This window comes from Pseudomonas sp. Marseille-P9899, from assembly GCF_903166565.1.
Classification (GTDB): domain Bacteria; phylum Pseudomonadota; class Gammaproteobacteria; order Pseudomonadales; family Pseudomonadaceae; genus Aquipseudomonas; species Aquipseudomonas huaxiensis.
In genome coordinates this window covers 722,134-744,007 of record NZ_CAESCG010000001.1, presented here as the reverse complement: position 1 = coordinate 744,007, position 21,874 = coordinate 722,134, and the positions used below count along the sequence as shown (strand labels likewise).

The 21,874-nt window shown below is 64.4% G+C and carries 14 protein-coding genes and 1 pseudogene; 9 read left to right on the top strand and 6 right to left on the bottom strand.

What is annotated here, in order from left to right:
• Together HWV67_RS03260 and HWV67_RS03255 are read right to left on the bottom strand one after the other, a co-directional pair.
• The gene (locus HWV67_RS03260; RefSeq protein ID WP_175649902.1) at nucleotides 1-1,209 is read right to left on the bottom strand and encodes a diaminopropionate ammonia-lyase; all 1,209 of its coding nucleotides are present in this window, start codon (nucleotides 1,207-1,209) and stop codon (nucleotides 1-3) included.
• Between the two features lie 61 nt (nucleotides 1,210-1,270).
• Complete coding sequence (locus HWV67_RS03255; protein WP_175649901.1) at nucleotides 1,271-2,503, bottom strand: Zn-dependent hydrolase; 1,233 nt, start codon at nucleotides 2,501-2,503, stop codon at nucleotides 1,271-1,273.
• A gap of 139 nt (nucleotides 2,504-2,642) precedes the next feature.
• Between HWV67_RS03255 and HWV67_RS03250 the strand changes: the two genes are divergently transcribed.
• Nucleotides 2,643-3,110, top strand: coding sequence for an Lrp/AsnC family transcriptional regulator (locus tag HWV67_RS03250; RefSeq protein ID WP_110968734.1), 468 nt, complete (start codon nucleotides 2,643-2,645; stop codon nucleotides 3,108-3,110).
• Here the strand turns inward: HWV67_RS03250 and HWV67_RS03245 are convergent.
• Nucleotides 3,107-3,850: a sulfite exporter TauE/SafE family protein gene (locus HWV67_RS03245; protein ID WP_175649900.1), complete on the bottom strand. Its 744-nt coding sequence runs from the start codon at nucleotides 3,848-3,850 to the stop codon at nucleotides 3,107-3,109. The genes HWV67_RS03250 and HWV67_RS03245 overlap by 4 nt on opposite strands.
• A 197-nt stretch (nucleotides 3,851-4,047) precedes the next feature.
• Here HWV67_RS03245 and HWV67_RS03240 point away from each other — a divergent pair, with 197 nt between their 5' ends.
• The 3 genes from HWV67_RS03240 (at nucleotide 4,048) to HWV67_RS03230 (ending at nucleotide 7,588) form a co-directional block, all read left to right on the top strand.
• A complete protein-coding gene (locus HWV67_RS03240; protein ID WP_175649899.1) occupies nucleotides 4,048-4,908 on the top strand; it encodes an AraC family transcriptional regulator in 861 nt (286 codons plus the stop codon).
• Between the two features lie 72 nt (nucleotides 4,909-4,980).
• Complete coding sequence (ppk2, locus tag HWV67_RS03235; protein ID WP_175650957.1) at nucleotides 4,981-5,898, top strand: polyphosphate kinase 2; 918 nt, start codon at nucleotides 4,981-4,983, stop codon at nucleotides 5,896-5,898.
• Nucleotides 5,899-5,971: 73 nt separating this feature from the next.
• Nucleotides 5,972-7,588: an inorganic phosphate transporter gene (locus HWV67_RS03230; RefSeq protein ID WP_175649898.1), complete on the top strand. Its 1,617-nt coding sequence runs from the start codon at nucleotides 5,972-5,974 to the stop codon at nucleotides 7,586-7,588.
• A 188-nt stretch (nucleotides 7,589-7,776) separates the two neighbouring features.
• On the opposite strand, the pseudogene HWV67_RS03225 reads toward HWV67_RS03230, so the two are convergent.
• Together HWV67_RS03225 and HWV67_RS03220 are read right to left on the bottom strand one after the other, a co-directional pair.
• Nucleotides 7,777-8,812: pseudogene (locus tag HWV67_RS03225) on the bottom strand (transporter).
• Between the two features lie 3 nt (nucleotides 8,813-8,815).
• Nucleotides 8,816-9,763 (bottom strand): Ppx/GppA family phosphatase, encoded by a 948-nt coding sequence (locus HWV67_RS03220; RefSeq protein ID WP_175649897.1) that lies wholly within the window; start codon nucleotides 9,761-9,763, stop codon nucleotides 8,816-8,818.
• A gap of 183 nt (nucleotides 9,764-9,946) precedes the next feature.
• Here HWV67_RS03220 and HWV67_RS32345 point away from each other — a divergent pair, with 183 nt between their 5' ends.
• Complete coding sequence (locus HWV67_RS32345) at nucleotides 9,947-11,626, top strand: methyl-accepting chemotaxis protein (protein WP_175649896.1); 1,680 nt, start codon at nucleotides 9,947-9,949, stop codon at nucleotides 11,624-11,626.
• Between the two features lie 391 nt (nucleotides 11,627-12,017).
• Here HWV67_RS32345 and HWV67_RS03210 read toward each other — a convergent pair whose 3' ends face one another.
• Nucleotides 12,018-12,461 carry a hypothetical protein gene (locus HWV67_RS03210; RefSeq protein ID WP_175649895.1) on the bottom strand — a complete coding sequence of 148 codons (444 nt, stop codon included), beginning with the start codon at nucleotides 12,459-12,461 and terminating at the stop codon, nucleotides 12,018-12,020.
• Between the two features lie 347 nt (nucleotides 12,462-12,808).
• On the opposite strand from HWV67_RS03210, the gene HWV67_RS03205 reads away from it, so the two are divergent.
• The 4 genes from HWV67_RS03205 to HWV67_RS03190 all read left to right on the top strand — a co-directional run bounded on the left by HWV67_RS03205 (nucleotide 12,809) and on the right by HWV67_RS03190 (nucleotide 21,873).
• The gene (locus HWV67_RS03205) at nucleotides 12,809-13,126 is read left to right on the top strand and encodes a hypothetical protein (RefSeq protein WP_175649894.1); all 318 of its coding nucleotides are present in this window, start codon (nucleotides 12,809-12,811) and stop codon (nucleotides 13,124-13,126) included.
• Between the two features lie 280 nt (nucleotides 13,127-13,406).
• A complete protein-coding gene (locus tag HWV67_RS03200; protein WP_095158797.1) occupies nucleotides 13,407-13,811 on the top strand; it encodes a hypothetical protein in 405 nt (134 codons plus the stop codon).
• 134 nt (nucleotides 13,812-13,945) lie between these two features.
• Entirely contained in the window at nucleotides 13,946-20,527 is a 6,582-nt protein-coding gene (locus HWV67_RS03195) for an SDR family NAD(P)-dependent oxidoreductase (RefSeq protein ID WP_175649893.1), read from the top strand.
• A gap of 29 nt (nucleotides 20,528-20,556) precedes the next feature.
• Nucleotides 20,557-21,873 (top strand): flavin-containing monooxygenase, encoded by a 1,317-nt coding sequence (locus HWV67_RS03190; RefSeq protein ID WP_175649892.1) that lies wholly within the window; start codon nucleotides 20,557-20,559, stop codon nucleotides 21,871-21,873.
• Nucleotide 21,874 lies beyond the last annotated feature (1 nt).

Sequence of the window (21,874 nt, the reverse complement as noted above, 5' to 3'; positions counted from 1 at the left end):
TCAGGCGCCGGGAGTCCAGCGCATTTGCCGGGCTCGCACCGACTCGGCCGATTCGCCTACCAGCTCGGCATACACGCCCGGCGCAGTGGCGCCTTCGGTGCTGATCAGCAGCACCCGCGAATCGGCGTTCAAGCCAATTTCGGCAGCCTGGCCCGGCGCCTCCGCCAGACGCTGCAACGCGGCCAGCCCGGCCACCGCCGACTCGCCGGCTTCCAGCGGAATGTCACGGGCGCTGCCTGCGGCGAGACGGCCCATGGCGCGTACCGCATCGCTGTCTTCGATGGTCATGAAGAAATCCACCCCCGGCTGCAGGAATTTCCACGCCAGCGGCGAGGTTTCCCCGCAGGCAAGACCGGCCATCACCGAGTCCACCGAACCGCTGGCCTTCGCCGCACGCCCGGCCAGGGCGCTCTGGTACAGACAATCGGCTTGCTCCGGCTCGACCACGATAACGGTCGGGCGCTGCTCGCCCTGCAATTCCCACAGGTAGCTGGCAATACCCGCCGCCAGGCCGCCGACGCCACCCTGCAGGAACACATGGGTGAAGCCTTCGGCGTGGGCTTCGACGATCTCGGCGGCGATGGTGCCGTAGCCCTGCATCACGTCGCGGGGGATGTCTTCGTAGCCTTCATAAGACGTATCCGAAACCACCAGCCAGCCGTTGCGATCTGCCTGTGCGGCCGCCTCTTCCACCGACTCGTCATAGTTGCCGCTGATCCGCACGATCTGCGCGCCATAGGCGGCTATGGCCTGTTCCCGTTCGACGCTGACATTGGCGTGCAGCACGATCACGCAGCGGCAACCGACGCTCTGCGCCGCCGCAGCCAACGCGCGACCATGGTTGCCGTCGGTGGCGCTGATCACGGTGAAGTCGGCCAGGGCCTGGCGGTATTCACCGGCCAGCAGCGCCGGCACATCGAAGCGCTGTTCGGGAAAGCGCCGCAGGATCAGGCGCACCAGGGCGATCGGCGCGCCAAGGGCCTTGAAACTGCCCAGCGGCGAACGGCGTGATTCGTCCTTGACCCGCAACTGGCCCACACCCAGTTCGGCGGCCAGATCCGGCAGCGCGTACAGCGGCGTGGCGCCCCGGTTGAGACCGTCCCAGTGGCCCAGCCATTCACGGCTTTCCTGGGCTTGGGCGATGCTCATGATGCGTTTCAGCGCCTCGGGGTATGGCTGGCGGGTGGCGTTAGGGTTGGCTAATAGCATGAAGCACATCTCCACATTCCATTTGTTGTCATCTGTTTTTGCAGGAGGGTTTCGAAACAGCTCAGGAAAGCCGCCGCACCACCACATCCAGCAGCACCTCGGCGCCTTCGATCAGCGCCGCGTCATCGGTGTGTTCCCGCGGGTTGTGGCTGATGCCGCCACGGCTAGGCACGAAGATCATCGCGGCCGGGGCGATGCGGGCGATCATCTGCGCGTCATGGCCGGCGCCGGAGGTCATGCGCCGGTGGCTCAGGTCCAGGCGTCGGGCGCTGGCCTCGATGGCGTCGGCCAGCCCCGCGTCGAACACCACCGGCTCGAAGCGCACCAGCTGCTCACGGCTGACGCTCACGCCTTCTTCCTTCGCCAGTCGATCAAGCACCTCGGCGAAGCGCTGTTCGGCCTGAAGCAGGCGCGGTTCATCCGGGTCGCGCAGATCGACGGTGAAAGTGGCCCGGCGCGGAATCACGTTGATCACGTTGGGCTCGAAGGCGATGCAGCCGGTGGTCGCCAGCGTGCTGCCGGCGGAATCCCGGGCGATGGCGCGGGCCTCGGCCACCGCAGCGCAGGCAACGAAACCGGCGTCGTGGCGCAGGCGGGTCGGCGTGGTGCCGGCATGGTTGGCGCTGCCGCTCACCGTCACCTGCTGCCAGGAAATGCCCTGCAGGTTTTCCACCACGCCAATCTGCAGGCCCTCGGCTTCGAGGATCGGGCCCTGCTCGATATGCAGCTCAAGGTATTCATGGGGCACGATCGCGCCCGGTTCCAGATCACCGGCATAGCCGATGCGGGCCAACTCGTCGCCAAGGCGGGTGCCATCGGTGCCGAGGGTGTCCAGCGCCGCGTCCACCGCCAGGCCGCCGGCGTAGACCAGCGAGCCCATCATGTCTGGCTGGTAGCGCACGCCCTCCTCGTTGGTGAACGCCGCGACGGTGATCGGCCGCGACGGCAGCACACCCGCGTCGCGCCAGGCGCGGACCACCGCCAGCCCGGCGAGCACGCCGTAGCAGCCATCGAGGGCACCGGCGTTGGTCACGGTGTCGATATGCGAGCCGATCATCAGCGGCGCTCGCTGCTCGCCGGAGGCCGAAGGCAAGGTGCCGAAGATGTTGCCGATGCGGTCGATGCGCACGGTCAGGCCCAGCGCGTTCATCCAGGCCACCACTTGGTCACGACCGGCCTTCTCGGCGTCGGTCAGGGCGATGCGGGTGCGCCCGCCGTGGAGCGGATCGGCGCCCAGTTCACCGAGGATGCGAATCTGCTCCAGGAGCAGCGCGCCGTTGAGCTGAAGGTTCATCGAGAGGTCTCTGCGTGTTCGGTTGATGGGTAAATCCTATTTCAACCCAACGCAGTTATTTCTTGATTTTCGACTAGGAAATGAATTTTTATTCCGCATTCGCCCGCCTTCGCGGGGTTTGACCTCAGGAGACCGTTACATGAGCCTGGACCCCTTTGACCTGGCCTTGCTGGACGCCGTCCAGCAGGACGCCACCACCTCGCAGCAAGACCTCGGCGCGCGGGTCAACCTGTCCCCCGCCGCCGTCAATCGCCGCCTGAAAAAGCTCAATGCCGAAGGGGTGGTGCGCAAGACCGTCGCCCTGGTGGACCCGGTTTCCGTGGGCTATGGCCTGACGGTGATCGCCGAAGTGGAAGTCGAGAACGAACGTCTCGACCTGCTCGACGCCATGAAACGCACCTTCCTCGCCTGCCCGCAGGTGCAGCAGTGCTACTACGTGGCCGGCGAGTGCGATTTCGTGCTGATCATGGCGGTGCGCAACATGGAGCAGTACACCGAGCTGACGCGGACGCTGTTCTTCGAAAGCAACAACGTCAAGCGCTTCAAGACGCTGGTGTCGATGAGCAATGTGAAAGTCGGGCTGAACGTGCCGGTGGACGGGCGTTAAACCACGTGCGGTAGCGACTGGACGATCAGCAACACCCCCGCCAGCGCCAGCAAGCCCAGGACGATCTTGCGAAAGGCGATATCACTGAAATGCCGATAGGCGCGGATTCCAGCGAAGGTAGGCAGCAGCACCGCCAGCGCCACCACCGGGAACAGGCCGAGGGCTTCGGCAGTAACGGTGCCGGAAACCAGGTAGGTGATCATCGTCAGCAACTGCATCCCCAGGTTGAAGCCCTGGATCACCGAGCGCTGAGTATCGCGGTCCCAGCCCTTGAGTACCGCCCACAGCGCCGGCGCCGGCCCGGTCAGGCCGCCGATGCCGCCCATCACCCCGCCCAGCACGCCCACCGCGGCATCGGCCTTGCGTCCGCCACGGCGCAGCGTCGGCAAATTGCTGGAAAACAGCATCAAAGGGCACCACAGCGCCAACACGATCCCCACCAGCAGGCGGAACACCAGCGGGTCGATGGCATGCAGCAACGCCACCCCCAGCGGCACCCCGGCCAGCCCGCCGATCAGCATCGGCACCAGATGCTCGCGCTTCAACCCACGGCGCAAGGTTCCCGCCGCCAGTACCTGCCCCACCAGCGAGCCGCAGACCACCAGCGGCCCGGTCAGGATCGGATCCAGCGCCCAGGCCCAAACGGCCATGGCCACCAGACCGAAGTTCGAGCCCGACAGGCCCTGGACGAACCCGGCCAGGGCGGCGCCGAGGATGATGGTGAGAAGCAGTGAATCCATGAAGAAGGGTTCCGGGCAAATGGGCAGCAGAATAGGGGCCAGTCGAGGGTTGATAAAGAGCCAATTGATCGGGGTTTGATAGGGCCGCTTTGAGCTCGGTGCTAATCTCCCCCACCATCGAGCAAACCCGGCTAGGCGCGCCCAGCCATCAATCACCGATCCTGTGCCTACCGCAAAACCAGCCCACGGTACCCGAGATGTCCAGCGACTCCAGTTACGCCAAACGCTTCGCCACCGTCCTGACCCACATCGCCGACAACCTTGAAGGCGATCTGTCGGTCAAGACCCTGAGCCATCTGGCGAATTTCTCGGAGTTCCACTTTCACCGCCAGTTTTCGGCCTTTGTCGGCGTGCCGGTTGCCCGTTATGTGCAATTGATGCGCCTGCGCCGGGCCGCGCATCGGCTGGTGCAAAGCGCCGGGCATTCGGTGCTGGACGCCGCGCTGGGCGCCGGGTTCGAAAGCCCGGAGGCGTTCAGCCGGGCGTTTCGCCGGGACTTCGGCATGAGCCCCAGCGCCTTTCGCAAGGCGCCGAACTGGCAGGTCTGGAACGCGGTGTTCGCCATCCCTCACTTTTCCAGGAGCATCACCATGCAGGTCAGAATCGTTGATTTCGCCGAAGTCCGCGTTGCCGCGCTGGAGCATATCGGCCCACCGGGACTGGTGCCGGAGACGGTGCGCCGCTTTATCGACTGGCGCATCCACAGCGGCCAGTCGCCGGTGGCGTCGAGCCGCAGCTTCGGCATGCCGTTCAACAACCCCGATACCACCCCGCCAGAGCAATTCCATTTCGCCGTTTGCGGCGAAATCGACGAGGCGGTGCGGCCCAACGACTTTGCCGTCGGCGAGCGGATCATCCCCGGCGGTCGCTACGCCGTGGTGCGCCATTCCGGTTCACCCGACCATATCGGCGAAACCATCTACCCGATCTACCGCGACTGGCTGCCCGCCAGCGGCGAGGAGTTGCGCGATCAGCCGCTGTTTTTCCAGTACCTGAGCGTGTTCCCGCCAACGCCGCTGGAGCAGTGGCAGACGGATATTTTCGTGCCACTGAAGTAAGCGCCCGGATTGTCACCTGCCTGCCACGGAGCCTGCCTAACATCGGCGCTATTACCGTGAGCGAGACCGATGATGATCCTGACCGATGACTCCCTGATCCAGCGCATCTACCACGAGCTGATCGACCACAGCGACGAAGAGCTCGAACTGGAACTGGCCGAAGACGCCGAAAACCTCGACGAGCTGTTCGACGAGAACCTCCCGGACAGCCCGGAAAAAGCCGCACGCCGCCGCTATTTCCGCGAGCTGTTCCGGCTCCAGGGCGAGCTGGTCAAGCTGCAGAGCTGGGTGGTCAAGACCGGCCACAAGATCGTGATCCTCTTCGAAGGCCGCGACGCCGCCGGCAAAGGCGGGGTGATCAAGCGCATCACCCAGCGCCTCAATCCGCGGGTCTGCCGGGTCGCCGCCCTGCCCGCGCCGAACGACCGCGAACAGACCCAGTGGTACTTCCAGCGCTACGTGCCGCACCTGCCGGCAGCCGGTGAGGTGGTGCTGTTCGACCGCAGTTGGTACAACCGCGCCGGCGTCGAGCGGGTCATGGGCTTTTGCAGTGACGATCAGTACGAAGAGTTTTTCCGCAGCGTGCCGGAGTTCGAACGCATGCTGGTGCGTTCCGGGATCCAGGTGATCAAGTACTGGTTCTCGATCTCCGACCAGGAGCAGAACCTGCGCTTCCTCAGTCGTATCCACGATCCGCTCAAGCAATGGAAGCTCAGCCCGATGGACCTGGAGTCCCGCCGGCGCTGGGAGGCCTACACCAAGGCCAAGGAAATCATGCTCGAGCGCACCCATATCGATGAAGCACGCTGGTGGGTGGTGCAAGCGGACGACAAGAAAAAGGCCCGCCTGAACTGCATCCAGCACCTGCTCGACCAGGTGCCGTATGAAGAGGTGCAGACGCCGACCGTGTCGCTACCGCAACGGGTGCGCCAGGCTGACTACAGCCGCACGCCGACGCCAGAAGCGCTGATCGTACCGGAGGTCTACTGATTTCGATGTAGACACATCCTGTAACATCCGCTTCCGATAATCACCGGTGCCCTCCCCTCACCGGTACCGGAACATGGACACCAGCACACTCACCGCAACGCCTTCCCCACGCGCCGCGGGCCCTCGCCCGCAGCTCGTGCACAAGCCTGGCCGGCTCGCCTCGGCGATCTTCTTCATCATCATCGCCGCCGGCATCCTGTTCTCGGCCTGGAGCCTGGTGCGCGACGTCGGCGACATGAACGCCGTGGTCACCACCTGGACGCCCTTCCTGCTGCTGGGCATCGCTTTGCTGATCGCCCTCGGCTTCGAGTTCGTCAACGGCTTCCACGACACCGCCAACGCCGTCGCCACGGTGATCTACACCAACTCCCTGCCGGCGCATTTTGCGGTGGTCTGGTCCGGCTGCTTCAACTTCCTCGGCGTGCTGCTGTCCAGCGGCGCGGTGGCGTTCGGCATCATCGCCCTGCTGCCGGTGGAGCTGATCCTGCAGGTCGGCTCGTCGGCCGGCTTCGCGATGATCTTCGCCCTGCTGATCGCCGCGATCATCTGGAACCTCGGCACCTGGTGGCTGGGACTGCCGGCTTCGTCGTCGCACACCCTGATTGGTTCGATCATCGGCGTCGGCATCGCCAACGCGCTGATGCACGGCCGCGACGGCACCAGCGGCGTGGACTGGGCGCAGGCGACCAAGGTCGGTTATTCGCTGCTGCTGTCGCCGCTGGTCGGCTTCGTCTGCGCGGGGCTGCTGCTTCTTGCCCTGCGCCTGTTCGTGAAAAACCGTGCGCTGTACAAGGCCCCTGAAGGTGACGCACCGCCGCCGTGGTGGATTCGCGGCATGTTGATTCTCACCTGCACCGGCGTGTCCTTCGCCCACGGTTCCAACGACGGCCAAAAAGGCATGGGCCTGATCATGTTGATCCTGATCGGCACCCTGCCCATGGCCTACGCGCTCAACCGCACCATGCCGGAGAGCCAGGCCATCCAGTTCGCCGCAGTGGCCGAAGTGACCCAGCAAGCCCTGCAACGCAGCGCCCCGCTGCCGGCCCCCGCCGATCCGCGTCCGGTGCTGGAAACCTACGTGCGCACCAAGCAGGTCACGCCTGAACTGGTGCCGGCGCTGGCCGTGCTGTCGGGCCAGATCGGCGCCGAGGTGAAAGGCTACGGTTCGCTGTCGCGGGTGCCGGCCGAAGCCATGGCCAACGTGCGCAACGACATGTACCTGGCCTCCGAAGCCATCCGCCTGATGGACAAGGACAAGGTCGGCGGCTTCGACGCCGACACCAGCGCCAAGCTGCAAGCCTTCAAGAAACAGATCGACGATGCGACCCGCTTTATTCCGCTGTGGGTCAAGGTCGCCGTGGCTATCGCCCTGGGGTTGGGCACCATGGTTGGCTGGAAGCGCATCGTGGTGACCGTCGGCGAGCGCATCGGCAAGACCCACCTCACCTACGCCCAGGGCGCTTCGGCGGAAACCGTGGCGATGCTGACCATCGGCGCGGCTGACTTGTATGGCCTGCCGGTGTCAACGACCCAGGTGCTGTCTTCGGGCGTGGCCGGGACCATGACCGCCAACGGCTCGGGGTTGCAGTGGGGGACAGTGCGCAACCTGCTGATGGCCTGGGTGCTGACCTTGCCGGCGGCGATTCTGTTGTCGGGGAGTTTGTACTGGGTGTTGAGCAAGCTGTTCTGATCTAGCAGCGCAGCGATGAGCATGGGTATCTACACATCTCCCTGGGCATCGCAAAGCTTCGGTCACCTGCAATCCTGTGGGAGCGGATGAATCCGCTCCTACAGGATCGCAAGCGGCTGACGGTTTGCGATTACCTGCAAGATGTGTAGATACCCATGCAGCGATAAGGCGCCAACTGCCCCCAAAAATCAGTAATCCCCACGCTTGCGAAACGCCCAGCGCCCCGCCAGCACGGTAAAGGTCGCCACCAGCGCTACCAGGACCCAGAACCCGTGCGGGTCATCCGCCAGCGGCACCCCGCCGACGTTCATGCCGAAGAAGCCGGCAATGATGTTGATCGGCAGCGCCAGCACCGTCACCACTGTCAGGGTGAACAGCGTGCGGTTGTTCTCTTCGGTGAGCTTGGCGGCGATCTCTTCCTGCAACAGCTTGATCCGCTCCACCAGCGCGGTGAGGTCGTTGATGATCACCGCGAACTCTTCAGTAGCCGAGCGCAACTGGCGCATGTCCTGCTCGCGCAGCCAATCCGGCGGGCGGTTGAGCAGGCGCAGCAGCGAGCCCGGCTCCAGCGCCAACAGGCGTTGCAGGCGCACCAGCACGCGGCGCATGCCGCTCAGTTCCGCACGGTTGTTGCTCAGGCGCTGGGACAGCAACTGGTCTTCGATACGGTCCACGTTCAACGTGGTTTCGCGGACGATCTGCGTCAGCAGATCACCCTGGTCACCCAGCAGGTGAATCAGCAACTCGACGGTGGAGGCAAAGCGTTCGCCGCGCTTCACCGAGGAACGCAACCGGTCCACCGAGTGCAGCGGCTGCAAGCGCGCGCTGACCAGCAGCCGGCTGCGGGCGCAGGCCCAGAGCGTGGACACGTCCGACGACACCAGGCCGAAGTTGAACACCACGTCGTTGACCACCGCCAGCAAAGCGGTATCGGTGTGTTCGATGCGGGTCGAGCGCGAGCCTTCGCGCAGGGTTTCGAAGAAGGTTTCCGGCAGGTCGAGGCTGCCTTTCATCCAGCGCTCGCAGGCGGCGTGCGCAAGGTTCATGTGCAGCCAGAGGAATTCTTCCGGCTCGCCAGGATTGAGCAGCAGTTCCAGGGCCTGCGTCGAGTCGATCTCCCGACCCGGCTGGCCGGGGCGAAAGACGAAGCCGTAGAGCAGGCCGTTGAGATCGGCGTCCTGGTGGTGACCCTGAGTGGTGATCATGCGAGTACTCAAGGGCAATTTATCAGTGTCGGGCCGAACCGTTGTCCATCAGGCTGTGCAACAGGCCGAAGCGCAGGCCGGGTTCGGACGGAGTCATGTCCTCGATACCAAAGGCCTTGAACGCCGCCAGCATGATCGCCAGACCACCGGGCAGCATGCCCAGGCGATGCTCCTGCAGGCCGCAGAGTTTCACGCGCTTGACGTGACCGGCTTCGAGCAGGCTCAGGGACAGACGCAGTAGGCCGGCGTAGGTGATGCCGTCACGGCCACCGTCGTTCAGGCCGTTGGCCTTGAGCACCCGCGCCAGCATGCGCGCGGTGCCGGACGAGCCGATCGCCGCGTGCCAGCCGTGTGCACCGATCTCCCGGGCGACCCGGGAAAACTCCAGGCAGGCGCTCTGCTCCGCCAGTTGCAGCGAACGGCTGTCGACCCGTCCGCCAGGGAAAAAGCGTTTGCCGAAGGTGCCGCTGCCGATGGTCAGGCTTTCGCTGAAGATGGGTTGCTTGCCGCGACCAACGATCAGTTCAGTGGAACCGCCGCCGATATCCACCACCAGGCGGGTGGTTTTCTCGCAGGGCATGGTGTGGGCGATGCCCGAATAGACCAGTTGCGCTTCTTCCTGGCCGGAGATCACGTCGATGGGGAAACCCAGGCGGGCTTCCGCGCCTTCGAGAAACACCGCCGCATTGCGCGCCTGGCGCACCGCACTGGTGGCCACGGCGCGCACGCTGCCTTCGCGGAACCCGCTGAGCTGCTTGCCGAACCGCGCCAATGCCTGCCAGCCACGCTCCAGCGCCAGGGCATCCAGCGCATCGCCTTGCAGCCCTTCGGCCAGGCGCACCGGCTCGCGCAGGCTCTTCACCTTGCGAATGACCAGGCGACGGTTGCACACGACCTGCTGGCCGATGGTCATACGAAATGCATTGGAGCCGAGATCCACGGCCGCAAACAGGGAAGCGCTGCCTTTCATGCGAGAGTCCTGACCTATTCCAGGGTTGGAGGATATCTCTCGTTACATGACAGTTGGATGAAGGGTGGGATGTGCCCGAAAACAATAGCCCTTAAGCAAAATGCCACCATCTTCAGCTTTCCCCAGCCCTGCCGATGAATCGGTAAACCCCTCGCAATGTGCGACGCCACTGAGGAAACGAAGATGCAGTTGACTCTAAGAACAAAAATGCTGTTGCTCGCTGTCCTCCCGGTCCTTGTGTTCGCCCTGGTCATCAGTGGCGCGGCGGACCGGATCCTCCGCCACCTCGCCGAAAACGAAGTCAGTGAAACCCGCCAACGCCTGGTCGATGAAAGCCGCCAGAGCCTCGAAGACTACATGCAGATCGCCCTCGGTTCGGTGCAGGGCCTGTACGACGCCGCCGCCAACGGCGACGAAGCCAGCCGGGCGCAGGCCATCGCGGTCCTGTCGAAGATCAAGTACGGCAAGGACGGCTACTTCTTCGCCCACGACTCCAACGTGGTGCGCCTGTTCCGCGGCGACAGCCCGGTAGATGTCGGCAAGAACCTCAGTGAGCGCAAAGACATCAACGGGGTGTTCATCAACCGCGAGCTGGTGCGGGTGGCCAAGGACGGCAGTCACTTCGTCAACTACAGCTCGCCGCTGCCGGGCAACGAGAGCGTGCAAGTGCCCAAGCTCGGCTACAGCTATTACCTGCCGAAGTGGGACATGGCCGTGGGCACGGCGGTCAACCTGGACAATATCGAGCTGCGCATCACCGAGCTGCGCGCCGAGATCGACCAGCGTATCCAGTCGATCCTCACCAGTATCCTGGGCATCGCCGCGGTGTTGCTGGTGATCCTCGGCATCGCCGGGCTGACCCTGAGCAATGCCCTGCTCAAGCCGCTCAAGGCCATGAAGGACAACCTCGACGACATCGCCGCCGGTGACGGCGACCTCACCCACCGCCTGCGCGCCGGCAATGACGAGTTGGGCCAGTTGGCCGGCTCGTTCAACCGTTTCGTCGAGAAGATCCAGAGCCTGGTGCGCCAGGTAGTGGAAGTCAGCGGCGAGCTGTCGAGCCTGGTGGAGTCGGTGGAAAGCCAGAGCCGTCGCTCGGAAGCGGCCATGGAACAACAACGCCACGAGACCACTCAGGTGGCCACGGCGATCAACCAGATGTCCGCCGCCGCCCAGGAAGTCGCGCACAGCGCGCAGAACGCCGCCCATGCCGCGCAGGAAACCGACACCCAGGGCCAACAGGCCCGGCAGGTGGTGGACGGCAGCATCAAGCGCATCCACGCGCTGGTAGAGAACATCCGTGGCAGCGGTACCTCACTGGACAGCCTGCAACAAGACGTGCAGTCCATCGTCAGCGTGCTCGGGGTGATTCGCTCGATCGCCGAGCAGACCAACCTGCTGGCGCTCAACGCTGCCATCGAAGCGGCGCGGGCCGGTGAGGCCGGGCGCGGCTTCGCAGTGGTCGCCGACGAGGTCCGCGGGCTCGCCAGCCGCACCCAGCAGAGCACCCAGGAAATCCAGGTGATGATCGACCGCCTCACCACCGGCACCCATTCGGCGGTGGAATCGATGCGCCATTCCTGCGAAACCGGCGATGCCACCCGCAACCAGGCCAGCGAAGCGGGCACCTCGCTGGATGCCATGGCCACGTTGATCGGCACCATCAGCTCGATGAACGCGCAGATCGCCAGCGCCGCCGAAGAGCAGACCGCCGTGGCCGAGGAGATCAACCAGAGCGTGCACCAGATCGCGGTGGCGGTGGAAAGCGTCGCCGAACAAACCCGCCAGGGTGCGCAAACGGCGAAAAGCCTGTCGTCGCTGGAAGCGCATTTGCGGGCGCTGGTGCGGCAATTCAGAATCTGAACCACGTAATGCCCGCGGTTCTTGTGCAGACTGAACAAGCTGCACAAGAGCCCGAGGGCGATTTGCACGTGTCCAATTGAAAGGATGGCACTCGAATAATCCCCGCAGTGCTTCTCCAGAGAGCACCTTTATCTCTTCTCGACATCACAATGATTCTTTCAATTCCGAACACCTATAAATAACTGACATTTTTGTCAGGTGACAGGGTGCATAGCGCCGCTTACTCTCTGATAACTATCGGATATCAATGAGGTGTGCCATGCTCCGGACACTCCAGAAACTTTTACTGTTAACCGCAATTCTGGTTACTCAACAGACAGCACTCGCCGACGCTTGCCTTGATGCTTGGAAAAAGAGCGCCGCAGCGAGTAGCTGCGGCAACGTGTCCAGTTCAGACGAAACCCATACTGCGCATGATACCGGCAACAACACATGCGAAATTTCGGTCGTCTGTAAAAGTAATACGCGTGGTCCTGTATTTCATGATCTTGATTCCTTGAGAGCTGATGAGGTTTCCAGACTGGTTAACACTGACGGAAGGCTTCACCTGTCCCCCCTGCCCCCAACGGCCTGCGCTGACGCCTGGAAAAAAAGCTCGGCCCGCAATAGCTGCAGCATCTACCAATACGATGATAGAACCAGCAATAGTGACGGTGAAGTAAAAAACTTCGACGATGCTCGCTGCAAAGTCAATATGTGGTGCAAAACAGGTCAAAGCGATACCGCACCAAAAAAACACAACACCAAAGACTGGAAAGTTGGAGAAGTTCTGAAGCTCGGCAACTATAACGGGGACCTTAAAATCAGCCCGTAATACGGATTCAGGCCAAACCATCGATGCCCTGTGATTGGATGCAGGGCTGCGCGTGCATATCGGGCCAGGTCATGGCCAACCGTGCGTTTTCCCCGGTGCATTCATTCTTGTCGTGACAGTCGCGATGTTGCGCTCGGCTACCACCGGCACCGGTTAAGTTATGCCTTCGATATTCTTTTCGTGGTCTTCACGTTGATGTTCTTAGAATAATGCCCAGAGCGCTTCGCCAACGAGCCCTTATTTCGTCTCGACATCACAATAATATTTTCAATTCCGAACCCATATAAATAACTGATATTTTTGTCAGGTGACAGATGGCATGGCGTCGCTTATTTTCTAATAACTACCTGATAACAACGAGGTGCGCCATGTCCCAAATACTCCCACGCTTTTTACTATTGACTGCAATGCTGGGACTTCAGCAGACAGCATTCGCGGACGCTTGCTCTGATGCTTGGGAAACAAGCACGGCGTTCAATAGCTGCTTCTTGGGGGTGTACCACTTCAAGGAAGACAAGGCTGATGGCGAGGTAAAAAATATCAGCAGCGACCTCTGCAAAGTCAATGTTTGGTGCGAGACAGGCCAGGCACAAAATGCCCCCAGAAAATCCAACTCCAAAAACTGGAAACTTAACGAAGTCCCGAAGCTTGGCAACTATAACGGCGATGTCAAACTCAGCCCGTAATACGGGTTCAAGCCAAACACGGATGCGCGGCGATTGAATGCAGTGCCGCGCTTCCAGGTCGGGCCAGGTCATGGCCAAGCGTGTGTTTCCCCTGCGTTCAATGTACTGCTCCTTAAGTAGTAAACCTCTCGACTCCCCCGCCTTCTTTGGTCTTGCCCGCCTGTGCCGTGCTTGACACCAGCCTGTGCTGATCGCAATTCTTGCAGCCGCAAAACCAGCCAGTCACAACAATAATAATTACTGCATGACGCCCCTAGGCGCCGGAACAAGGAGTTCTTGAATGCTTGGTTACTATGCGCAATACAGCAAGGAATACATCACCACCCTGATGATCGTGACCACCCTGTTCTTTGCCTTACCCATCTTCCTCGCCCCGCTGCAATGGGCCCGGCTCATGCGCTGGACCGTCCCCGAACACGAACACCTGGCGATCTATTTCGGTCGTTGCCTCGGTGCGTTCATTCTTGTGGTTGAAGTTGCGATGTTGCGCTCGGCCACCACCGGCACCAGTTTCAGTTATGCCTTCGATATTCTTTTCGTGGTGTTCACGTTGATGTTCTTCGTGCATGTCTACGGCGCAATCAAAAAGATCCAGCCTATTACCGAAACATTGGAAATCGGTTTCTGGATGATCCTCTTCGTACTCAACATCCTGTTCTACCCCGCCACCAGTATCACGCTGTAAACCTTCGCCGGACCGCGACCGGACAGTTGCCGGTCGCCGTTCAACCCCGTTGAAAGTCCGTATTGCCTGGCGCCCTCGCGTCGGTGGCCTCGTGTCCGCCGAACGCTGCGCCATGGCCGGTTCAAGGAGTGAGCATGATCCAGTCCAGGGAAGACGCCGCCCTCAAGGCCGCACTCAAGAAGTTGCTGCGCGACCTGCTCCAACAGGCCACCGGCCTGGCCCCGGCAGCGCTGCACGATGAGGCGCCGTTCCATGAGATCGGCCTGACCTCCCTGGCGATCCTCAATTTCAACGAGCAAATCCAGCCGGTATTCCCCGGCCTGAACAAGACCCTGCTGTTCGACTGCCGCAGCGTCGGCGAAGTGGTCGAGCACCTGCTGCGCGAGCACCCCGAGGCTTGCGCCCGCTATCTGCAACAGCAGCACCCGACGCAGCAAGAAACGCCAGCGGCGCCAGAAAACGCCGCAGCACCCTGGCCGCACCTCGTTCCCCTTGCCCTTCGGCGGCCGGACAGTGACGCCCTGGATATCGCAATCGTTGGCCTGCACGGGCGTTTTCCCGATGCCGACAACCTCGACCGGCTGTGGCAGAACCTGCTGCACGGGCTGGATTCGATCAGCGAGATTCCTGGCGAACGCTGGCCGCTGGAGGGCTTTTTCCAGGCCGGGGCGGATGCCCGCGAGAGCGGCCTGAGCTACGCCAAATGGGGCGGCTTTCTCCACGATATCGAACGCTTCGATGCGCAATTCTTCGGCATTCCGCCACGCGAAGCGGCCTGCCTCGACCCGCAGGAGCGGCTGTTTCTGCAATGCGCCTGGCATGCCCTGGAAGACAGCGGCCACCTCGGCGAACGCAGCCGCGTACTGCGCCATGCCAACGGTTCGCTGGATATCGGCGTGTTCGTTGGCATCACCAGCAACACCTGGCCGCTGCTTGGCCCGGCGCTGTGGCAGGCCGGGCAGACCGCGATCCCCAGCGGCCTGCCGTGGTCGGTGGCCAACCGCGTGTCCTGGGCGCTCGACCTGTGCGGACCGAGCCTGGCGGTGGACACGGCCTGTTCGTCATCACTGACCGCCCTGCACCTGGCCATCGAAAGCCTGCGCAAAGGCCAATGCCGCGCGGCGCTGGTGGGCGGGGTCAACCTCTATAGCCACCCGGCCAAATACGTCCAATTGTGCCAGCAGCACATGCTCTCCCCCAGCGGTCGCTGCCAGGCATTCGGCAGCGGCGCCGACGGTTTCGTCCCCGGCGAAGGTGTCGCGGCGGTGCTGCTCAAGCCTCTGTCGGCGGCACGCCGCGATGGCGACCGAATCCTCGCCGTACTCAAGGGCAGTGCGGTCAACCATGGCGGACGCAGCAACGGCTATACCGTGCCCAGTGCCCGCGCCCAGGCCGAGCTGATCGAGCAAGCGCTGAGCGACGCACGGGTGCCGGCAGCCAGCATCAGCTATATCGAAGCCCACGGCACCGGCACGCGCCTGGGCGACCCGATCGAATTGCAGGGACTGAAACAGGCCCTCGCTGCTACCGACAATGCGCCGTGCGATGTCGGCTCGATAAAGAGCAACTTCGGCCATCTGGAAGCGGCGGCGGGCATGGCCAGCCTGTGCAAGGTGGTGCTGCAGTTGCGCCACCGCAGGCTGGCGCCATCGCTGCACGCGCAAACCCTGAACCCCGACGCCGGGCTCGAACACAGCAACCTGCGCATCGTCCGCGAAGCCCGCGAGTGGAGCAGCCGTGATGTGCGCCGCGCCGGTATCAGTTCGTTCGGCGCGGGCGGCGCCAACGCCCATGTCATCGTCGAACAGGCACCCGAGGCCGTGGCCCGCAGCGTCAGCGCCGGAGTGCCGGTGTTCGTGCTCTCGGCGCGCAGCTCACACCAATTGCGCGAACAGGCCAGCGCCTTGCTGGACTGGCTCGTACCCCACGGCGACGACGTCCTTTGCGCCCTCGCCTACACCCTGCAATGCTGCCGCGCGGCCTTCGATCACCGGCTTGCACTGGTCGCCGGCGGCACCCAATCCCTGCGTGACGGGCTGTCGCGCTTTCTCGACGGCGAGCCCTCGGGCTATCAGGGCCGCGTGCCGGCGGGGACGATCGCGGATGCTCAAGTGTCCGGCGAAGATCCCCACGCTCTCGCCCGCGCCTGGGTCGCCGGCCAGTTCGCCGACTGGAGCCAGTTCTGGCCGCAGCCACCGATCCCGCTGGCCGCGCCGCTTTACCCGTTCGCCCGCGACCTGCATCAACTGCCGCGCATCGCCGCCGTCAACGCGAATGACAGCCGGCGCATCGCCCTCGATCCGCAACAGTTCTTCCTGCGCGATCACCGCGTTCAGGGCCAGCCGGTGCTGCCGGCGGCGGCGTATCTGGATTTCTGCGTCGACAGCGCACGCCGCCACGGCCTCGACCTGCCACTGGAACTGCGCGCCCTGACCTGGGCCAGCCCGGTGCGCTTCGACACGCCGCACGCACGCACCCTCGACTGTCACCACGAGCGCCACGACAGGGGACTGCGCCTGAGTTTCCAGAGCAATGGCGAAACCCACCTGCGCGGCGAGTGCCGAGCCCTGACGCACGTGCCACACAGCGCGCCGGACCTCGCCCAACTGCGCCGCGACTGCGGCGAAGCGCTGGACCTCAGCCAGCTCTACCCGACCCTCGAACGCCTGGGCATCGCCTACGGCCCGACCTTCCAGTGCCTGCACGCCGCCTGGCGCGGCACTGACCAGGCGCTGACCGAAGTGCGCCTGCGTTCCCGGGCCAACGAAGCGCTGACCGCCCTCGATCCGGCCTTGCTGGATGCCGTGTTGCAAAGCGCGTTCATCACCGCAGGCCCGATCGAAACCACCTTCGTGCCCTACGCCTGCCAATCGCTGCGCTGCCATGGCGTGCTGACCGAGCGGCTGTTTGTGCAGGTACGCCCGCACCCGGTGCAAAACGGACCGATGCGTATCTATGACTTCCGCGTGTTCGCCGATTCCGGCGCGCTGCTGCTGGAAATCGACGGCTTCGCCTTCCGCCAGTACCGGGTTGCCGCCGAGCAGCCGGTGCATTTACTGGAACCGTACTGGCAGCCGGCGCCGCCCGCGCAAACCGCATCGCCGGCCACCACCCTGCTCTACCGCGCCAACCCGGACCTTGCCCTGCCAACCGCCGTGCTGGACAACAGTTGGCACCTGCACCCCGCCAGCCATTTCCACTACCTGGCGCCGCGCAGGGTAGAAGCCGACCTCAACGACCCAAGGCAGATCGACCTGCTGCTGCGTCTGCTGACCACCCACGGACTGAGTCCCGAACGCCTGCTGCTGGACCTGCGTGCGCCAGCCAATCATGACGCCGACGTAGGCGATGGCCTCGACGCCGTGCTCGCCGCCGCCGACCTGCTGCGTCACCTGTGCCAGGGCCTCGGCACGCCGCGCCTGCAAGTGCGGGTGCTGGTCGATGCAGGCCCGGCCAGCGCCATCGAAGGGCTGCTGCGTTCGGTGGTGCAGGAACTGCCGAGCCTGAGCGCCAGCCTGATCGAGGTCGAGGGCAATCCCGCCAGCCTTGAACAGGAATTGCTGGCCGCCGCGCAACCCGGTGTGCAACGGATTCGCCTCGGCGCCAACTCGCGCCAACTTGCCGCCTTGCGTTTCATCGCCCCCAACGAACGCGGCCAAGCCATCGATTTCGCTCCCGGCGACACCCTGCTTATCACCGGTGGCCTGGGCGCCGTGGGCCGTGCGTTGGCCGGTGCGCTGGCGAAGCTGGGCGGTTTGAATCTGGCCATTCTGGGCCGCCGCGACAGCGATGCCAGCAGCGAACAGTGGCTGCAACAGCTTCGTCAACTGGGCGCGGCCGATGCCGGTTACTGGCAGACCGACTGCGCCGATGCCGACTCGCTGCACGCCGCGCTGGCTGCAATCCGCCAGCGCTTCGGCGGCTGTCATGGGGTGATTCATTGCGCCGGCGTGCTGCACGACGGTTATTTCCTGCGCCAGCCGGCCAGCGAGCGCCACGCCGTGTTGCAAGGCAAAACCCTCGCTGCGCAGCATTTGGACCAGGCCACGGCGCAGGATCCGCTCAAGCTGTTCATGGTCTGTTCGTCGCTGGCCGGGGTCTACGGCAATGTCGGGCAGAGCGCCTACGCCCTGGCCAACGCCTGGCTCGACCGCTTTGTCGAGCGCCGTCAGCAGCGCGGCGGCGCTGGCCGCTCGCTGTCCATCGCCTGGCCGCTGTGGCAGACCGAACACGGGATGCAGGCGCCGGAGCCGGTACGCCAGTGGTTGAGCCGCAATGGCCTGGCGTTGCTGCCGGAAGACCAGGGTGTAGAAGTGTTCCTGCGTTGCCTGGCCCTGCCGCACACCGTGCTGGTGCCGGTGTGCGGTCAGCGCGAGGCGGTGGCGACGCTGTTCGGCATCGCCGCACAAGCGCCGGTCGCGGCGCCCGTCACACAATCGGGCGTGTCGCTGCTGGACTACCTGAGCCAGCAACTCGCCGAGGTCACCGCCACCGCGCTGGAGCGCATCGATCCGGACACCTCGCTGGAAGTCTTCGGCCTCGACTCGATCCTTGTCATGGAGTTGAACGGTCGCCTTGAGCGGCACTTCCCCGACCTGTCGAAAACCGTGCTGTTCGAAGTGCGCAGCCTGCGCGAGTTGGCGGCGCTGCTGGAGGCCGAGCACCCCGAGCAGGCCGCTCGCCTGGCACCGGTCGAAGTCGCCAGCCCAGTGATACAAGCGGAAGCACCACCACTGCCAGCGCCAGTAATGGAACCTGACGCCGGACGCCAGGACATCGCGATCATCGGCCTCGCCGGTCGCTATCCCGGCGCCCGCGACGCTCAGGCGCTGTGGCAACACCTGGCGGCGGGCGATGATCTGGTCAGCGACATCAGCCACCGCTGGCAACAGGCGGATGACCAGGATCCGCTGTACGCCCGCTGGGGCGGGCAACTGGAAGACTTCGACTGTTTCGACCCGTTGTTCTTCGGCATCTCGCCCCGCGACGCCGAACGCATGGACCCGCAAGAGCGGCTGTTCCTGCAGACCGCCTGGCATGCCGTCGAGGACGCCGGCTACACCCCGCAGACCCTGTCCGGCCCGCGCCTGCCCGGCGTGCCACGGCGGCGGGTGGCGGTGATCGCCGGGGTGATGTACGGCGAATACCAGTTCTATGGCGCCAGCGCCTGGCCAGAAAAGCCGGCGACCCTGACCAATTCCTCCTACGCCTCGATTGCCAACCGGGTGTCGTTCTGCCTTGACCTGGAAGGCCCGTCGTTCGCCGTCGACAGCATGTGCTCGTCGTCGCTGACCAGCCTGCACCTGGCCTGCGACCTGATCCGCGGCGGCAGTTGCGAACTGGCCCTGGCCGGTGGCGTGAACCTGTCACTGCACCCGTACAAATACCGCACCCTGTGCGAACTCAACTTCGCCTCGACCCAGGGCCAGTGCCGCAGCTTCGGCGCCGACGGCGACGGCTACGTGCCGGGTGAAGGCGTCGGCGTGGTGCTGCTCAAGCCGCTGGCCCAGGCCCTGCGCGACGGCGACCATATCCACGGGGTGATCCGCGGCAGCGACCTCAACCATGGCGGCCGCACCTCGGGTTACACGGTGCCGAACGCCGACGCCCAGGCCCAGGTGATCGGCCGCGCGCTGGAGCGCTCGGGCTTGCCGGCCTCGCGGCTGGGCTATATCGAAGCCCACGGCACCGGCACCAGCCTGGGTGATCCGATCGAAATACGCGGCCTCGGCAAAGCCATCGCAGCCCAGGTGCCAGCGGACTGGCAGTGCCCGATCGGCTCGGTGAAAGCCAACCTCGGTCATCTGGAATCGGCTGCCGGCATGGCCGCGCTGACCAAGGTGCTGTTGCAGTTCAAGCACCGGCAACTGGCGCCATCGATCCATGCCGAGCCGTTGAACCCGAACATCGACTTCAGCAAGACGCCGTTTGTAGTGCAGCAGCAGCTTGCGCCATGGCCGCAACCCCGCGATGGCTTGCCACGGGTGGCGGCGATCAGCTCCTTTGGGGCCGGTGGCGCCAACGCCCATGTGCTGGTGGAAGACGCCGCGCCGAGCGCCCTGCCGCCGGTGACCGACGCACGGGTGTTCGTCTTCAGCGCCCGTGGCCAGGGGCAATTGCGCGAGTACTTGCAGCGCTTCGTCGATCACCTGGAACACGAACGCGCCCTGGCGCCACAGCAGCCAACGGCGCGATTGGGCCGCGAAGGCTTCACTACCGCCGAAGTCGCCCGGACCTTGCGCGAGGGCCGGCAGCGGTTCGATGAGGCGCGGCTGGCGGTGGTGGCCGGGGACTTCGATGAGTTGCGGCAGTTGCTTGGTGAGTGGTTACTGGAAGGTCGTGAGGGAGAGGCGCGGACGCTGTTGGGGGCTGGTGGGTTGCGGGATGAGGCGGCGCGCTGGCTGGAAGGGATGGATGCCGAGGTTGCTGCGGAGCCGGGCCGGAAAGTCCCGTTGCCGGGGTATGCGTTTCTTCGACGCAGGTATTGGGCCGCTGTGCGGCCCTTCGCGACGGTTCGGCGCTCCGACAAGCTCGCTCCCACAGGGACCACGCAAGGCTCGCCATCCACTGTGGGAGCGAGCTTGTCGGAGCGCCGAACCGTCGCGAAGGACCGCACAGCGGTCCCAACCCACCCCCCGCAAGACATCCTCGACCGCCTGTCCCGCCAGGAAATCACCCCGGACCAGGCCCGCACCCTGCTCAAGGCCCTGCTTTGACCACTTCAACCGCAAAGGGAATCGACGCAATGCAGCAGCCGACAATCGCCATCATCGGCGCCGGGGCCAGTGGCCTGGGCGTGGCCAAGGCCCTTCGCGAAGCCGGGGTGAACTTCGAGATCATCGAGGCCACCGCGCGCTTCGGCGGCAACTGGCAGCCCGACGGCCCGGCGTCGAAGATGTACGAATCGGTGCACTTGATCAGCTCGCGGCGCAACACCCAGTTCGCCGATTTCCCCATGCCCGCCGACTACCCCGACTACCCGCGGCACAACCAGGTATTCGCCTACCTCACGCAACTGGCCGAGCACTGCCAGCTCGCCGCGCACACCCGCTTCAACACCCGCGTCACGCACATGACCAAGGACCGCCAGGGCTGGCAACTGACCTTCGCCGACGGCAGCCAGTCGCGCTACGAGGTGGTGGTGGTGTGCAACGGCCTGCTCGGCGTGCCGAAGATCCCCGCTTACCCCGGCACCTTCAGCGGCCCGAGCCTGCACGCCCGGGACTACCGCTCTGCCGAGCAACTGCGCGGCAAGCGGGTGCTGGTGGTGGGCGGCGGCAACTCCGGCTGCGACATCGCCGTCGACGCCGCACAAACCGCCAGCCGCGCGCTGCACTCGACCCGCCGCGGCTACCACTACATGCCCAAGTTCATCGACGGCCAGCCGACCCAGGAATGGCTGATGGACCAGGCGCCCAAGTTCAGCGACGACGATGCCTACTGGGCGCATGTCGAGCGCAGCTTCAAGTTCGCCGGCTTCGATGGCCGCGACTACGGCCTGCCGGCGCCGGACCACGATATTCGCGAATGCCACCCGATCCTCAACTCGCAGATCCTCTACTACATCGGCCACGGCGATCTGCACGCCAAGCCGGACATCAGCCGCTTCGACGGCCAGCAGGTGCACTTCAACGATGGCAGCGTGGAAACCATCGACCTGATCGTCTGGGCCACCGGCTATGGCATCGACCTACCGTTCCTGCCGCAGGAGGTGTTCGACTGGAAGCGCGATTTCGACGGGTTGTTCATGCGCATGCTGCCGGCCCGGCACGACGACCTGATGTTCGTCGGCTACCTCAACACGCCGTCGGGCATCGGCAACCTGGCCAACATGACCGGCCGCTTCATCGCCGCCTGCATCCAGGCCCGCGCCGCCGACAGCCCGGCGTGGCGGCAACTGCAGCAGATCAAGCTCGCGCCGGAACGGCTCGACCTTGGCCAGCAACGCTTCATGCAGACCCAGCGGCATGCCCATGAAGTCGACCTGTGGAAATTCATTCGCACCCTGAACTTCCTCACCGCCCGCCTGCAAACGGCGCAACCCCTGGCCCACAGTGCCTGAA

Excerpts from the sequence above, each read along its gene's own strand:
- HWV67_RS03245 (WP_175649900.1), bottom strand. The coding sequence starts at position 3,850 with ATGGATTCACTGCTTCTCACCATCATCCTCGGCGCCGCCCTGGCCGGG.
- HWV67_RS03240 (WP_175649899.1), top strand. The coding sequence starts at position 4,048 with ATGTCCAGCGACTCCAGTTACGCCAAACGCTTCGCCACCGTCCTGACC.
- HWV67_RS03200 (WP_095158797.1), top strand. The coding sequence starts at position 13,407 with ATGCTTGGTTACTATGCGCAATACAGCAAGGAATACATCACCACCCTG.
- HWV67_RS03250 (WP_110968734.1), top strand. The coding sequence starts at position 2,643 with ATGAGCCTGGACCCCTTTGACCTGGCCTTGCTGGACGCCGTCCAGCAG.
- HWV67_RS03210 (WP_175649895.1), bottom strand. The coding sequence starts at position 12,461 with ATGGTTTGGCCTGAATCCGTATTACGGGCTGATTTTAAGGTCCCCGTT.
- HWV67_RS03230 (WP_175649898.1), top strand. The coding sequence starts at position 5,972 with ATGGACACCAGCACACTCACCGCAACGCCTTCCCCACGCGCCGCGGGC.
- HWV67_RS03255 (WP_175649901.1), bottom strand. The coding sequence starts at position 2,503 with ATGAACCTTCAGCTCAACGGCGCGCTGCTCCTGGAGCAGATTCGCATC.
- HWV67_RS03220 (WP_175649897.1), bottom strand. The coding sequence starts at position 9,763 with ATGAAAGGCAGCGCTTCCCTGTTTGCGGCCGTGGATCTCGGCTCCAAT.
- ppk2 (WP_175650957.1), top strand. The coding sequence starts at position 4,981 with ATGATCCTGACCGATGACTCCCTGATCCAGCGCATCTACCACGAGCTG.
- HWV67_RS03190 (WP_175649892.1), top strand. The coding sequence starts at position 20,557 with ATGCAGCAGCCGACAATCGCCATCATCGGCGCCGGGGCCAGTGGCCTG.
- HWV67_RS32345 (WP_175649896.1), top strand. The coding sequence starts at position 9,947 with ATGCAGTTGACTCTAAGAACAAAAATGCTGTTGCTCGCTGTCCTCCCG.
- HWV67_RS03260 (WP_175649902.1), bottom strand. The coding sequence starts at position 1,209 with ATGCTATTAGCCAACCCTAACGCCACCCGCCAGCCATACCCCGAGGCG.
- HWV67_RS03205 (WP_175649894.1), top strand. The coding sequence starts at position 12,809 with ATGTCCCAAATACTCCCACGCTTTTTACTATTGACTGCAATGCTGGGA.
- HWV67_RS03195 (WP_175649893.1), top strand. The coding sequence starts at position 13,946 with ATGATCCAGTCCAGGGAAGACGCCGCCCTCAAGGCCGCACTCAAGAAG.